Below are 13,733 nucleotides of genomic sequence, written 5' to 3' on the forward strand. Positions count from 1 at the left end.
TTGCCATCCGTAGTATCCAACTCTATTCCCAGTAATATCTCCCACCCCCTCCCGTACTTCCTCAATCGGCGCATCATCGATCACCTGCTAGTATCAATACGCACCTAATGGCACAAATCACCCACGCTGGCCAGTCACAAAGGGGTCCCCGTGATTCATAACCAACCTCAGAGCCACGTCGCAGCACGACGCCTCCCCCAGACCATACCGACGGAAGTCTACTGCGATTTCGACGGCACGATCACCACCCTTGACGCCACCGATGCCGTACTTGAAGCCTTCGCCCTCCCGGCCTGGCGGGATTGGGAAGCCCGATGGGTGAACGGCGAAATCACGAGCCAGGAATGTCTCGCGCGCCAAATCGAACTCATCCAGGCGGACCGGGACACACTCATCGAATTCGCCGCGAACCTTCCGATCGACGAGGGCTTTCTCACGCTGACCCAACGGTGCACCGAACAGGAAGTCCCGTTCACCATTGTGAGCGACGGCATCGATCTCCTGGTCGAAGCAGTCCTGCGCCGGCATGGCCTCTTGCATCTCTCGGTCTTCTCCAACCACCTGCGCTGGAATGACGACGGTCGTCCGACCCTCAGCTTCCCCTTCGCGGAAAAAACCTGTGAAAGCGGCGCGGGCACCTGCAAATGCTCGCTGACCCGTCCCACAGATCCCCGATCGGCGCGCCCGGTCTATATCGGAGACGGCCGCTCCGATCAATGTGTCTCAGGCAAAATGCAAACCGTCTTTGCCAAAGGCTCGCTCAAAAATTGGTGCGAGCGAACCGGCATCCCCTGCATCCCATTCAACACGCTGGCCGAAGTGGCCGAACGTCTTTTCCCACAGGAGGCCCGCATCGCATGAAACCTCTCCCAATGGTCCATCTCAGTGAAGCAGCGCTCCGTGAAAAAGAAGCGAAATACTGTTCGCACGGGGACACCGTCCATTACTCACCCGTCCCGAAATTTTTCCAGAACTGCGAAGGGAGCTTCCTCTACGACCGCGAGGAGAAGCCCTATCTCGATCTCCAGATGTGGTACTCGGCGGTCAACTTCGGCTATCGCAACCAGAGCATCATCGATGCCCTGAAGGCCCAGTTGGATCGGCTCCCGCAACTCGCTTGCCAATATCTCCATGAAGAAAAAGTACTCGTGGCCGAGAAGCTGGCCTTGGAATGTTTGCGGGCCTTCGGCCTGGAGGGACGCATCCAGTTCAACGTGGGCGGCGCGCAGGCCATCGAAGACTCCATGAAGCTCGTGCGGAATGCCACAGGCAAGAGCCTCTTCATGGCCTTCATGGGCGGCTATCACGGTCGTACCTTGGGCGCATCGGAAATCACATCCAGCTATCGGTATCGCCGCCGGTTCGGGCACTTCTCCAATCGGGCGCACTTCGTACCCTTCCCCTACTGTTACCGCTGCCCCTACGGGAAGAAGTTAGACTCCTGCGACTATTACTGCGTCAACCAGGTCGAGCGTCTCTTCGAGACCGAATACAACTCCTTCTGGGATGCCAAGGCCAATGAGCCGGAGTTCGTGGCCTTCTATGTGGAGCCGGTGCAAGCCACGGGCGGCTACATCATTCCGCCACCGGAATATTTCTCGAAGCTGCAGAAGATTCTGAGGGAACGCAAGATCCTCCTGGTCGACGACGAAATCCAGATGGGATTTTTCCGCACCGGCAAGTTCTGGGCGCTCGAAAACTTCGGGGTCCAGCCGGACATCGTCGTTTTCGGCAAGGCCATGACGAACGGGTTGAATCCCATCTCCGGCCTCTGGGCGACCGAGGCCCTCATTTCACCCGCGAAGTTTCCGCCCGGCTCCACCCATTCGACCTTCGCCTCGAATCCGCTCGGGACCGCGGCAACGCTCGCAACCCTCTTGTGGATCGAGAAGCAGCAGTACGAGAAGAAGGTCAAAGAATCCGGCGCCTACTTCCTGCGCCAGCTTGAAGCGCTGAAACAGCGTCATGTGACAATCGGCGATGTCTCAGGGTTGGGCTTAGCCCTGCGCATTGAAGTCACGAAACCGGATCGCTTTACCCCGGATCGGGCCCTTGCCGACAAGATCTTCGAGGCAGGATTGGCCGGCGGCCTGCCTTCGTCGCGCGGGCCGATGGGCTTGGTGCTGGACATCGGCGGACATTATAAAAATGTGTTTACGCTGGCGCCATCATTGGACATCACCACCGCCGAGATCGATCTGGGGATCGAACTCCTGGACTATTTGTTTACCACCTGCAAGGACGGCAAATGACCACAAAGACCTTCAAGGGCCCTGACCGGCTCTCCGAGATGGTGGATCGCCAGCCGACGGATATCGTCCTCCAGAACGGCAGGCACTCCCTCGTCTATTTGATCCATGGCATTACCGGCACGCCGGTCGAGATGCGCTATCTGGCTCGCGGCCTGGCACGGCGTGGCGGAGATGTCTACGCCACAACCCTGCCGGGCCATTGCACCAGCCTGCGCGACCTTGTCAGGGCCAACGAGCAACAGTGGTGCGACCACATCGCCGCACAATTAACCTATGCGCGGACGCGCTATGAGCATGTCTATGTGGCGGGGTTGAGCGCCGGATCGCTGCTTTCGCTCGAAGCCTCAACCATGGTGCCGGTGGATGGAGTCGGCGTCATGTCCCCCACCTTCTTCTATGACGGGTGGAATACCCCCTGGAGCCATGCCATCCTGCCGATGGCCCTCAAATTGGTGCCTGAGTGCCTGCAGCATCTCTTGTTCCACCTGGATGGCCCTCCCTACGGCGTGAAAGACAACATGATCCAGGCGCACATTCGCGCCTCCTACAATCCAAGAGCGGTCTTTCACGAATGGGTCAATTTATGGTGGGAAGGACATGAGAGCGGAGCGGCAGGGAACGGGACAGAACCGCCATCGGCCGCATCCAAGGGCTATCCCCTCTTCCCCCTCAGGACTTTGACGGAAATCGATCGGCTCATGAAGCGCGTCAAGGGGAACTTAGGGAAGGTGTCGGCTCCGACGGTCATCCTGCAAGCGAGCGATGACGATATGACGGGACCTCGCAACGCGCAGTTCGTCCATGACGAAATCGCCTCGCTGCGCAAGCAAATCGTCATGCTGGACGATTGCTACCATGTCATCACAGTCGACCGGCAGCGCCAGGCTGTGGTCAATCACCTGGCTGAGTTTTTCAAATTGAACGCCCATGCCAAGCAGGGGGTCGAGGGGCAGAATCAGAGGGAACCGGTCGCAAGTTGACGCGCTCGCCCCGCATCACGAACGATAACACTCTGCACCCGCTGCCACGCATGGCAAACGCCTCATCAGCAACACGCCAACTTTAAAATGGGTAATCGAGCCCGACGAACACGTTGGCCCCATCGCGGCCATAGGCGACATCGGCCCGACCAACGATAGTGGGCTTGACCAACAAGCGAAATCCGACGCCGGGATTGTATTCAAGATTCTTGGCAAGGAGATTCTTGGCCTTCACCGTACTTTGCCCGACTCGGCCCATGTCGAGAAACGGCGCGACTTCCAGGTGGGTATCGAGACCGAACAATCTTTCGCTGAGTACGGTCACTCGCTCTTCCAGATTCACCATGGCAGCCCAGCTGCCAATGTACCGGCCTCGTCCGAACCCGCGAAGGGTATCCTCGCCGCCCAGCGCCGCCTGCTCGTAAAACGGCACACCACGCGTGCGGCTCCCTACATCCTCGATTTGACCGAACACGCCGTTAATGAATAGGCGCGACACGAACACCATTTGGTCCGATGAATGGGGCTTATAGTGTCGAGCATCGAGGACTGTGTGCACCCATTCGTTGTTTCCACGTTCTGCCACGTTCTGCGCAAACTCGGCCAACAGGTTTACATAGGTGCCCTTGCTCGTCATCAGCTGGCTGTCTCTCGTGTCATAACGGAGCGCCAACCCATGGCCCAATATTTGAGCCCCCTGAACGCCTGGGACCAACGCATATTTGGCTGCTGTGCGCGGAAGTGAGCCGATGATGCCGTCATCCACCCGCACATCGCGATACCGTTCAATCCACATCAGGGCGAAATCCTCAGTGAGATTGATGCCGGCAGTCAGTTTGCCAAGGAACTCGCGAGAGGTATAATTGGTTTCATCCCGTTCAGGCGTGCGGCTCCCGAAGCCGAAGAATCGGGCGAAGGGATTTTTAAATGCGCTGAGATCTGCAGCAAAAATAAATCGCCCGCCTCCCGCGCTCACATTCTTATAGCCCAGATCGATCCCCTGATCGAGCCGCTCACCAGCCCAGACCAGCGCATGGTACTGCTCTGTATCGGAGGGATAGCCGAAATAATTCAGCGACCCGTAATTCCCGACATTTTTATTGTACAGGTACTGCGGGACGAACATTTCCTTCACGTCCCCGGTGGAATCCGCCTTGAGAATAGGCGCGATACCGCCAAACCACGCCCCTTCATTTTTATTCGTGCCGAAGGCAGGCAGCGGGATGATCGTATAGTCTGGTTTCGCCGGCAGGGACTTCATCAGATGTTCTGTCGGATGGCTCGAGTCCTCCAGAGGATCCCTCCTCGGAATCCCCCCCCCATCCTCTGCCTCTTGAGTCGAGGCAATAATCTGCTGGTCCTTCGAAGGACCATAGGGCTCCTCTGCGCCGGCTGAAGTCGGCGCAAGGAGTAGAGCTTGTAGCGTGAGAATCCCGATCCAATAGATCAGCACGATATCATCCGGCACCATCTCATGGATGGCACTCCTTGGCTGATCCTGACGGGGAGAATCTTATGGGGATGCACAGCAGAAGCGACACACATCATAGCAGCGACATGAAGATTACAACGGAACTCAGATTACACACGTTGACTAGCCATCAAAGCGCCGAACCGCGGCTCAGCTTAACCCAACCAGCACCACGCCGCCAAGAATAAAGCCCAAGCCAATCCACCGTTCCAGGCCGACCTGCTCTTGCAGCCAGACCTTCGACAACAGGGCCACAAAGACGAACCCGATGCTACTCGCCGGAAAGGCGATGCTAATATCGAGAAGACGGATCGCCATCGTCCAGATGATCGCCTGGGCGACAAAGCAGAGAATCCCCAGCGCGACGGCTCGATTACGCCAAAGACCGCGAAACGGACCCCATTTACTCGTATCCGCGTGGGCGCTCTCCGCCCCATGCTTGAATGCAAGTTGTCCGACCGCTTCGAAGAGGACGGCCAGCGTCACCAGGGCCAGACCCATCACGCGAAGGCTCATTGAGGCACCTCAGGCATCGATGGCTCCTCGCCCTGAACTGGAGCGAGCCCGGCAGTCCGGACGTTCGTGCGGCTGATGACCCAGACTCCGACCATGATCATGGCCAGGCCAGCCATCCGCGACAGGGACAGTTGGTCTTGAAACAACACCACCGACGCGCCACTGACTGTGACATAGCTCAGGGCCGTGACCGGTTGCGCATAGCTGAGATCGGCATGGGCCAGGACGATCATCCAATTGAAGAACTGCATGCAGAACACGATCAGCGCGACATGGAACAACGGTTCATGGAGGATTGCGGCGACGCTCTGCCAGAGACCGACCGTCTCCGGGACCTGTTCGATGGCGAACTTCCAGCAGAGCTGCACGACCGTGTCCATGGCAATCGCCAGAGTCAGCGTCAGCCAGACAAGTTGTCGCCGGCTCAACAGCGTAGGTTTCGAAGTCGCTGGCTGGGTCATAGCAAGAAAACATCCAGAGGACTGGCAGAAGACTCAACGGCTGGGTTCGACAAGGTGCCAGCAGGGCAAAACATCCTAGAAGCACCACGAGAGGATTTCCGCGCCGCAAGGCCGCGCAAAGGCCAAGCAGGAATCATCGCCAGATCGCAGCAGCCAGCGTATAACCGAGCCAAACCGCGCCAAGCCCCAGCAACACTTGCGCGCCGGCATTCAGCAAGGCGAGCGCCGCCTCCCCTTCCCGGATTAAATTCATCGTTTCATTGCCGAAGGCCGAAAAGGTCGTAAATCCTCCGAGAATGCCGACAATCAAAAAGGCTTGCGCGTCGGCGCCGATGAGTGCGCTGCCGGCACAAAGCCTGGACAGGAATCCGATGCAGAGACAGCCCAGCACATTCACCGCCAGCGTCCCGTAGGGAAATACGGTGCTCTGGCTGAGCGCTTGCGCAAAGCCACTCGCGAGATAGCGAAGGACAGAACCGATGAACCCACCGGCCCCGATTAGTAAAAGTTTAATCATCGTGTACAGCTACAGCCGGCGTTCTCTCGCGCCGAAGTGTATACCAAACCTCGTCAAAATCGCACCTCGATTTACCTCCTAGTGCACAGATCCGGCGCATCAGGCAACGTTTTCTCTGCCTGCGCGGTTCCGTTCTTCCGGTTTACAGTTTTTCTGGTGCCGCAGCCGGCTCGCCGGAGAGCTTTTTGTGGAGATGTTTCCGGCTGAAGCTCGTAATAAAGAATGCGAGACCGACCGCAAGTGGCACAAACAAGGCGGCGGCGATCTCCGCGTGACGAAGCCATCCCATCTCGTGAAGCCCCTTAAAGACATAGCCGGCTAACCCGCTGAGATAGTAGGCGATCACAATGACCGACAAGCCTTCGACCGTATGTTGGAGGATGGCCTGGCTCTTCGTCGTCTTGTCGACGCTGCTGAGGAGCGTCAGATTCTGGGATTGGAGCATGAGATCGACACGGGCGCGAATGATGGAAATAATCCCTTCAAACCCGCTGCGGAGGGTGTCGATTCGCTTCAGGAGCTGCTGATAGCCCTCCGCCACTCCGGTAATCCCGCTGAAGACAAAGTCGGACATCGGGCGGTACAGAGGCAGCGGCCGTTCATTGAGCGACGCCAGCGTCCGCTGCACAATCTTGTCGTAGGGCAGCGAGGAGGACAGTTCGAAATGCAACCGGCCGGACAGCCGAGTGGTTTTCAACAGGTCTTGCGTCAGCCCGTTGAGCCAACGTTGCAGCGTCTGGGAGTCGGCATGGCCGATATGTTCGGTGATGATTTCACGCTGCTTCAAATGCACCTGCTCGAACTTATAGGCCTGATCGATCGCAGCCGAGAACAACGGCTTCTGCATCAGCAACAAGTGATAGTAGGTTTCGATCCGGACAATGGCATCGACGATATCCTTCAAATGGGACCGGCTGGCCCTGACCGACCCCACGCTGACCCAATAGTGTTCTCTCCCATATTCGTCCGGCGTAAAGCTGGTGACCAGCGAGGTCTCCTCATCCAGAATCCGGCTGCCATACATGACCGGGCCTGGGAAATGAGGACGCAGCGCCTCACTGTCCGGCAATGGGTCGGCCATCAGGACGATATCCAAATGACAGACTTCCGCGCCGAGCGGTGTGATCGGAAACCGATAGTCCGGGAACGTCATCGGGCCGAACACCACTCCCGCAGTCCTGGAGGACGGGATATGCCAGATTTGATAGCTGTAGTATTCCGTATGCGCTTGCCAGATCACGATCAGCCGATCGCCGGCCGCAGCCGTCTTGACGCCATAGCCAAACGCCTCATGCACCACCATCTCCTCCGCGGAAACGGCAAAGGCCTTCAAGAGCGACAGGAACTCGTCACGGCTCGCCGGCCTCTGCACCGGAGGATCGGTCATGCGAAACGCTTTGTAATGGACGTGCGCCGGGGCTTGCAGCCACTCGGCCAGCGGCATCTGCGGCCGCTCGTGCAGCTTCCGGATCAGTTCGCCGGCATCCGGCTTGGCGATCTCAGGATTCGACATACAACACCCTACGTGATGAAAAATGAACCAGCGCCAAATTACTGCCTTGCTGGAGCCCTGTCAACCGACCGTCAGCGGAGAGCCTGGAGCGGACGGCAGCTCTGCCCATGAATCCATGCGGGCAGGCTCCTAGGTCGCTTCCAGCACACTGACTAAATAGCCGCCCTCGAGAAAGTCCTTATCCTTGGTCTGTTCATAGACATCCAGAATGACCGCCGACGGATAATATTGCGAGGAGCGCAGCTTGAAAAACTTCTGCGGCCTCAGATGCGCCTGCGTCGTGTTCAGCGACCCCTCTTCGAACAACGTCGCCAGCAGGTCGAACCGGCCCAACTCATGCCGTTCAGCTTGACTATAATCGACGCGCACGCACAGGCCGCCCTTCCGCAGCAGCGTACGAAGGTTCCGCGACACCACCCGGCTCATGAGCAATTGATCGAAGAGCTCCTCGGCTTTCTCCCCCTTTTCCTGTTTCCTGGCTAACAGGCGCGCAAGATCCCGATCTCGCGGGAAGCGCTTTTCAAATTGGCGCCGCTCACTGGGCACAGACACGATATTGGGGAAGGTAAACACAATAACGTCCGCCTGCGCGGCGGGAGCAGAGAAGTCCGGCAATTTCGCACAACGAAACTCAATGGCGGCCTGGCGTTTTTTTCGCTTGGAAGCAGCCCAGGTCTCCGCCTCACTCAACATCACCTTCGACCCATCGATACCGAGAAAGTTCCAACCGGGAAGCGCCTCGACCAGCTGCTTCATGATCAGGCCGGTGCCGCATCCATAATCGATAAGAAAACCGCTCTCCTTCGACGCGCACCGCGCCACATGGCTCGCAATGTTCTTATAGGCTGCCACATGAGCCTTGTTCCTCGTCTGGTCCACCCACCACTGTCCCACTTTCCGGTTGTAGGCCCCGAGGCCAGCAGCCAGGGTCTTATCAAAATCAATCTGTGACATAGTTCTCCAATAGCTGTCCCCTGTTACGGGGATCAATAGTTCAACTTGAACGTCTACCGCCGCGACTCTCCCTACCGGAGGGAAAGCGGCTCAGAAAAATCCTGCCGCGCCTCTGCATACGTCTCCGTCATTCCTCGATACTCGGACTGAGAAGAAACCGACCATAGACCAAGGCGAACAACAGATAGGCCCCACTCCACGCAACAGCCGCAGCCGTGAGCATCATGTTCGTCGGAAACGCCGTGGCCGGCCCGACGACCCGCAGCAACGCACCCAGGTTGACCAAGAGGTAGATACAGACCGTCAGAGGACCTGCATGTTTGGGATGCCCCGTATGGCCCAGGCTGGCGCGAGTCATCACCGCCAGAGTCATCACGCCCACCGCGCCGGTCGTGAGCGCGTGCACCGCATCCGCCGGCGGCAGGTCCAGCCAGAGAATCGCGCTACCCAATACCAGCAACGACAGGGTCAGCCACCCATACCCTAGATTCAGGATCAGCACCAACGGCTCCCGCCAAGTGAGCCAGCCGTACCAACGCAATAAACGGCCAACATTGAGTACCCCGGCCGCCAGGAACAGCCAGCCTGTGACCATCGCGTGAGGCTGAACGATCCACGAGACAGCGGCAATGACCACGAGCAACACCGACAGGCCATCGAAACGGGAAAAGGCTGCAGGCTGCTCGGACGTTCCCTGTTCGGCCAGGAACTCGCGGGTAAAGTTGGGAGTCACTCGTCCACCGATGAGCGCCAACAGCACCAAGACCAACGCCAGGGCCATGCGCTCGGGACGATCCGTCGCAGCTCCGCTCAAAGCCGATACATGGAACAGGATATTGGCGCAGGCATAGAGACTGATCAGTCCTCCTATCGGGGCATGGGACCAGCTCTTCACCGCGGCAATTTCGCGCCAAACCAGCCCAGCCACCACCACAAGAAACGCGGCATCAACGGAAGCAGAAAGAACAGGCGTGAGCAATGGAACGGCCATCAACACACGGCCGGCCAGCCACAAGATCGAGACCAGGATCAATGCCGTGCCCCTGATCGGAGTACGGTCGGTCCAATTGGGAATCGCCGTGAACAGGAAGCCGGTGATCACAGCAGGCAGAAAGCCAAAGACCATCTCATGCACATGCCAATCCCGCGCCGGATAGAGAAATCCCAATCCACCGACTCCGACAAGAGTCAAAATCCATACAGGAATCGCCAGAGCGGCAAACAGCGATGCGCCAAGAAAAAATGGTCTGAACCCATACGAAAAAAGCGCCAGGCCCTGGTAGTCCGCTCCCTCGTCTGCGTGATCAGGCATATGAACGGTCATCCTCGGTCATGCGAACAATACTGCACTGTGAACACAGAACGCTGAAGTGAGGGCTCTGTCCTTCTTCATCGTTCATCGCTCACAGCTCAGCGTTTTGACTGGCGACATGTTTCAGGATCCTGCCAAGCTCGGATAGTCGGTATAGCCCTTCTCAGTCCCCCCATAAAAGGTTTCGACCTGAGGCACGTTCAAGGGAGCGCCCTTGGCAAACCGTGCCGGCAAATCAGGATTGGCCAGGAAGAGCCGTCCGAAGGCAATGAGATCGGCCTCGCCTTTGGCAAGAGCCGCCGTCGCTCGCTCGTAGGTATAGCAGCCACAGACCATGTAGATGCCGCCAAAGAGATCGCGTAAACGGTGAAAATCGACCGATTGCCCGGTCGTGACCCCGGACTGATCCATCTCCACCGCATGCAGATAGGCCAGTTTAAGGGCACCGAGCTTCTTGGCCACATAGCCGAATGTTGTGTCAGGATCGAAGTCCTGCATGCTGTTGAATGGGTTGACCGGCGAAATCCTGACTCCGACCCGATTCACGCCCCAGACCTGCGTGACTGCCTCGACCACTTCAAATAGCAATCGCGCACGGTTTTCAATCGAGCCGCCGTAGGCATCGGTGCGATGGTTTGACCCGTCGCGCAAGAACTGATCGAGAAGATAGCCATTGGCGGAATGGACTTCGACCCCGTCGAATCCCGCCTCCAGCGCATATTGCGCGCCCTGGCGATACTGGGCCACAATCCCCGGAAGCTCCGCGAGATCGAGGGCCCTGGGCGTGACGAAGGGCTTGAGCCCTTCATAAGTGATGGCATCGCCTTCCGGCTTGATCGCAGAGGGGGCCACAGGAAGAACCCCGCCAGGCTGCAACGACGGATGGGAGATGCGCCCCGCATGCCAGAGCTGCAAGAAGATGCGCCCGCCCTCTTGATGCACCGCCTCGGTGATCGCGCGCCAGCCCTTCACTTGTTCGACAGAATGGATGCCGGGCGTATTCGGATAGCCGACCCCTTCCAGGCAGACCTGCGTCGCCTCGCTGATGATGAGGCCAGCCGAGGCCCGTTGCCGGTAATACAGCACATTCATCGGTTGCGGCACCTGCCCCTGCCCGGCGCGATTGCGCGTCAACGGCGCCATCACGATCCGATTGCGCAGCTCATAGGGCCCTACCTGTATCGGAGTAAACAGATCGATCCCCTGTTTCATGCGGTATCCCATTTCATGTGAAAGATAGCGTGGTTGTCCTCATGCTCAGTCCCGCTACCGAGATGGAGCAGAGCACAGGAGAATAACACAGATGGAGCGTGGGCGGCCCGATTACTCCCCTTGCTCGCGCAACGCGCGCAGTCAGGGAGTAAATCAGGCCACCTTGAGGGAGGGGTGGAAGAACTTACAAGCCTATCTCCTTCACGCTTCGTCGCCTACGGCGCAACGGCGCATCGTCTCGGCAATCGATGTGTCGCGGAAGAAAAAATGGTAGGACTACCGGCAGGATCAACTCGCGGTGATTTCACAAAACGATCCCCCACCATCTGCCAGGTCGCAGAACGAGATCATCCGACGGCCCAACCGGCTCTAGCGCATGCAGATTTCAGCTCTAGTCCGCACATGCATATAGCCAACTAGGCATTCCACTAGGCATCATTGACAAAATGGCCCTAGTGACGTAGTTCACTGTCCAATTGCTTAGACACCTCAGCTATCGTCCCTCCGGAAGGAGCCTTGATGGTTGCAGAACTCTCCGAGTGGTCGCAGTACCTCAGCGCACCGATCGATCCACAGGCCGTGGAGGACCGTCGGACCCAATGCGACGCCGCCTTTCGTGACCAGCAGGACAATCTGATCAAATGCTATCGCACCTTCAAACCCAAGACGATTGCCTGCATGGGCGCCGGCTGTCTCACCGACATACCAGTTGACGTATTTCTACGCGGCGGCAGTCGCGTCGCGCTCATCGATTGGATTCCTCAAATTACCGAACTCGGGTTTCAACGCGACCTCGTCCGGCGCGATGGCAACAAATATGCGTGCCTGGTGTGCGAAGTGGAGACCTGCCCTGAGCAAGTCTGCCAAGGATTCGCGAAATCCCAGTCCCGTCGCGGCGGGGTCTGCGATAATTTCCGCCTGAGCGACAACCCCTCTTGTTGCCGATGCGCAGGATACAAGGCGGGCCCTTCGCCTCTGTTTCTGACCGCCGAAGTCACGCAGGGACGGGCCGGCCAGTTTGCGCAACGCATGACCGCCGCCGCCCTGACCTGTGACACCGCAGCCCAATGTTTCCAAAAGGCGATCGACGTCTGCCACGACTGTGCCGAAATTCGCGAGGAGCTCCCCCTCCCGACCGGCAGTATCGACCTCGTCACATCGTCGATGGTCGTCTCGCAGTTCGAGTACGAACCCTACGGCTTCTTCTCAAAACTTTTGGCTCGCCGCTATGGGGCAAACGCCCTGCGACACGACACAGCACTCATTCCGCTGATGGAAACGCTACGAACAAAACTGTTCGAGCTGTTAATGGACGCGCATCTGTCTGAAATCTACCGTGTGGTGAACAAAGACCATGGCAAGGTTTATTTCTCCGTCGAGCTGTTTTCCTCACAGCCCCAGCCGGAGAAGGATCAGTACTTCCTCGTCCAAGGAATGCCCCAAGTGCTCGAAAAGCTCCGCACCCTGTTCCTGTTCGATTTCTCGGTCATTCCCCTTCAACGCGCCTACCGACGCACCAAGATGGGAGCCCAATCCTCCATCATCCAGTCCTACGTCCTGACGCCCATCCCTGCCAGCCCGTAAAGACAATCCATGATATGTGAGGGGAGGATCGATCAGTAGTATCCCGGCAGGCTCAACTCGCGGTGACTTCCAAACGACTACGCCCCATATCCCGCACGTAGCGCCAGCCTTGCCGGGCATGAGGCGATCTGCTATTGTCTATACAACTGCCATACAATGGAGGCCTGACATGAGCGGGACGAATCTAGTACGAAAAGCGAAGCCGGTCAACGTGCGAGACGCCCAAGCGCAACTCTCGAAGCTGATCCGCTCGAAATCCCCCACGATGGTCCTCTCCCATGGCAAACCGGTGTCGTTCCTTGTCCCTTACGAGGACATGCTGAACTTGGTCGACACCCTCAATGAGTTAAAAGACAAGAAGCTGCTCGGGGAAATCGAACGGGCACGGATCGAGTATAGGCAGGGAAAAGCAGTCCCTGCGGAACGGCTCTTCAAGAAAATGGGGTTCTAGGTGGAATACGACGTCGTCTTCCCGAGCGAACGGGTCGAACGTCTCTTCCAGAAGACATTGGAAAAGATTCCCACAGACTACAGTGCCGCGATCATCGCCGCCGTCAGATCGCTCAAAAGCAATCCCCAGCCTCAAGGCAAGCGCACCAAGAAGCTGGTCGGAGAACTCATCGTGTCCCGATTCACCGCTGAGTATCGGCTGCGAGTCGGCCCCTACCGGGTACTGTACGATATCGACGACCAGCGCAAGAAAGTCGTCCTCCTCAAACTTGCCAAGCGCGACGACCAGACCTACGGCTAGCAGCCACCAGAAGAAAAGAGCATATGGCTGATGGCGTATGGCTCGAAACGAAGAGGGGTGGCCTGATTACTCCCCCTGCTCGCGCAACGCGCACGGCTTGTCTGTCTGGTTGGCTGGTCTTTCTGGTCTTTCTGGTCTGTCTGGTTCTTCTGGACAAATTTCTAGTCCGACTAACCAGATAGACGAGATAGACCAGATGAACCAGCACTC

14 protein-coding genes are annotated in these 13,733 nt (G+C 57.9%); 6 read left to right on the forward strand and 8 right to left on the reverse strand.

Going from position 1 to position 13,733, the window contains the following annotated elements:
* Positions 1-150: 150 nt before the first annotated feature.
* From NT179_01625 to NT179_01635, 3 genes are read left to right on the forward strand one after another with little or no spacing between them, the layout of a single operon-like run.
* Positions 151-861, forward strand: coding sequence for an MtnX-like HAD-IB family phosphatase (locus NT179_01625; GenBank protein ID MCX5720716.1), 711 nt, complete (start codon positions 151-153; stop codon positions 859-861).
* A complete protein-coding gene (locus NT179_01630) occupies positions 858-2,252 on the forward strand; it encodes an aminotransferase class III-fold pyridoxal phosphate-dependent enzyme (GenBank protein MCX5720717.1) in 1,395 nt (464 codons plus the stop codon). Before NT179_01625 ends, NT179_01630 begins: the two co-directional genes overlap by 4 nt.
* Entirely contained in the window at positions 2,249-3,232 is a 984-nt protein-coding gene (locus tag NT179_01635; protein MCX5720718.1) for an alpha/beta fold hydrolase, read from the forward strand. The genes NT179_01630 and NT179_01635 overlap by 4 nt, the downstream gene beginning before the upstream one ends.
* 82 nt (positions 3,233-3,314) lie before the next feature.
* Here NT179_01635 and NT179_01640 read toward each other — a convergent pair whose 3' ends face one another.
* The 8 genes from NT179_01640 to NT179_01675 all read right to left on the reverse strand — a co-directional run bounded on the left by NT179_01640 (position 3,315) and on the right by NT179_01675 (position 11,188).
* Positions 3,315-4,703: a BamA/TamA family outer membrane protein gene (locus tag NT179_01640; GenBank protein ID MCX5720719.1), complete on the reverse strand. Its 1,389-nt coding sequence runs from the start codon at positions 4,701-4,703 to the stop codon at positions 3,315-3,317.
* Positions 4,704-4,853: 150 nt separating this feature from the next.
* Positions 4,854-5,219, reverse strand: coding sequence for an EamA family transporter (locus NT179_01645; protein MCX5720720.1), 366 nt, complete (start codon positions 5,217-5,219; stop codon positions 4,854-4,856).
* The gene (locus tag NT179_01650; protein MCX5720721.1) at positions 5,216-5,680 is read right to left on the reverse strand and encodes a hypothetical protein; all 465 of its coding nucleotides are present in this window, start codon (positions 5,678-5,680) and stop codon (positions 5,216-5,218) included. Before NT179_01650 ends, NT179_01645 begins: the two co-directional genes overlap by 4 nt.
* 133 nt (positions 5,681-5,813) lie before the next feature.
* The gene (crcB, locus tag NT179_01655) at positions 5,814-6,197 is read right to left on the reverse strand and encodes a fluoride efflux transporter CrcB (protein MCX5720722.1); all 384 of its coding nucleotides are present in this window, start codon (positions 6,195-6,197) and stop codon (positions 5,814-5,816) included.
* 142 nt (positions 6,198-6,339) lie between these two features.
* Positions 6,340-7,710, reverse strand: a complete 1,371-nt coding sequence (locus tag NT179_01660) for a DUF3422 family protein (protein ID MCX5720723.1) — start codon at positions 7,708-7,710, stop codon at positions 6,340-6,342.
* 129 nt (positions 7,711-7,839) lie between these two features.
* On the reverse strand, positions 7,840-8,664 hold the full coding sequence (locus NT179_01665) for a class I SAM-dependent methyltransferase (GenBank protein ID MCX5720724.1): 825 nt from the start codon (positions 8,662-8,664) through the stop codon (positions 7,840-7,842).
* Positions 8,665-8,791: 127 nt separating this feature from the next.
* On the reverse strand, positions 8,792-9,976 hold the full coding sequence (locus tag NT179_01670; protein ID MCX5720725.1) for an NnrS family protein: 1,185 nt from the start codon (positions 9,974-9,976) through the stop codon (positions 8,792-8,794).
* A gap of 123 nt (positions 9,977-10,099) precedes the next feature.
* Entirely contained in the window at positions 10,100-11,188 is a 1,089-nt protein-coding gene (locus tag NT179_01675) for an alkene reductase (protein MCX5720726.1), read from the reverse strand.
* 519 nt (positions 11,189-11,707) lie between these two features.
* Here NT179_01675 and NT179_01680 point away from each other — a divergent pair.
* From NT179_01680 to NT179_01690, 3 genes are all read left to right on the forward strand, one after another.
* Entirely contained in the window at positions 11,708-12,772 is a 1,065-nt protein-coding gene (locus NT179_01680) for a hypothetical protein (GenBank protein ID MCX5720727.1), read from the forward strand.
* A gap of 169 nt (positions 12,773-12,941) precedes the next feature.
* Positions 12,942-13,223, forward strand: a complete 282-nt coding sequence (locus tag NT179_01685; GenBank protein ID MCX5720728.1) for a hypothetical protein — start codon at positions 12,942-12,944, stop codon at positions 13,221-13,223.
* A complete protein-coding gene (locus NT179_01690; GenBank protein MCX5720729.1) occupies positions 13,224-13,523 on the forward strand; it encodes a type II toxin-antitoxin system RelE/ParE family toxin in 300 nt (99 codons plus the stop codon).
* Positions 13,524-13,733: the final 210 nt, after the last annotated feature.

The organism is Nitrospirota bacterium (assembly GCA_026387665.1).
In the GTDB taxonomy this organism is placed as follows: domain Bacteria; phylum Nitrospirota; class Nitrospiria; order Nitrospirales; family Nitrospiraceae; genus Palsa-1315.

Excerpts from the sequence above, each read along its gene's own strand:
- NT179_01630 (MCX5720717.1), top strand. The coding sequence starts at position 858 with ATGAAACCTCTCCCAATGGTCCATCTCAGTGAAGCAGCGCTCCGTGAA.
- NT179_01635 (MCX5720718.1), top strand. The coding sequence starts at position 2,249 with ATGACCACAAAGACCTTCAAGGGCCCTGACCGGCTCTCCGAGATGGTG.
- NT179_01640 (MCX5720719.1), bottom strand. The coding sequence starts at position 4,703 with ATGGTGCCGGATGATATCGTGCTGATCTATTGGATCGGGATTCTCACG.
- NT179_01645 (MCX5720720.1), bottom strand. The coding sequence starts at position 5,219 with ATGAGCCTTCGCGTGATGGGTCTGGCCCTGGTGACGCTGGCCGTCCTC.
- NT179_01650 (MCX5720721.1), bottom strand. The coding sequence starts at position 5,680 with ATGACCCAGCCAGCGACTTCGAAACCTACGCTGTTGAGCCGGCGACAA.
- crcB (MCX5720722.1), bottom strand. The coding sequence starts at position 6,197 with ATGATTAAACTTTTACTAATCGGGGCCGGTGGGTTCATCGGTTCTGTC.
- NT179_01660 (MCX5720723.1), bottom strand. The coding sequence starts at position 7,710 with ATGTCGAATCCTGAGATCGCCAAGCCGGATGCCGGCGAACTGATCCGG.
- NT179_01665 (MCX5720724.1), bottom strand. The coding sequence starts at position 8,664 with ATGTCACAGATTGATTTTGATAAGACCCTGGCTGCTGGCCTCGGGGCC.
- NT179_01670 (MCX5720725.1), bottom strand. The coding sequence starts at position 9,976 with ATGCCTGATCACGCAGACGAGGGAGCGGACTACCAGGGCCTGGCGCTT.
- NT179_01675 (MCX5720726.1), bottom strand. The coding sequence starts at position 11,188 with ATGAAACAGGGGATCGATCTGTTTACTCCGATACAGGTAGGGCCCTAT.
- NT179_01680 (MCX5720727.1), top strand. The coding sequence starts at position 11,708 with ATGGTTGCAGAACTCTCCGAGTGGTCGCAGTACCTCAGCGCACCGATC.
- NT179_01685 (MCX5720728.1), top strand. The coding sequence starts at position 12,942 with ATGAGCGGGACGAATCTAGTACGAAAAGCGAAGCCGGTCAACGTGCGA.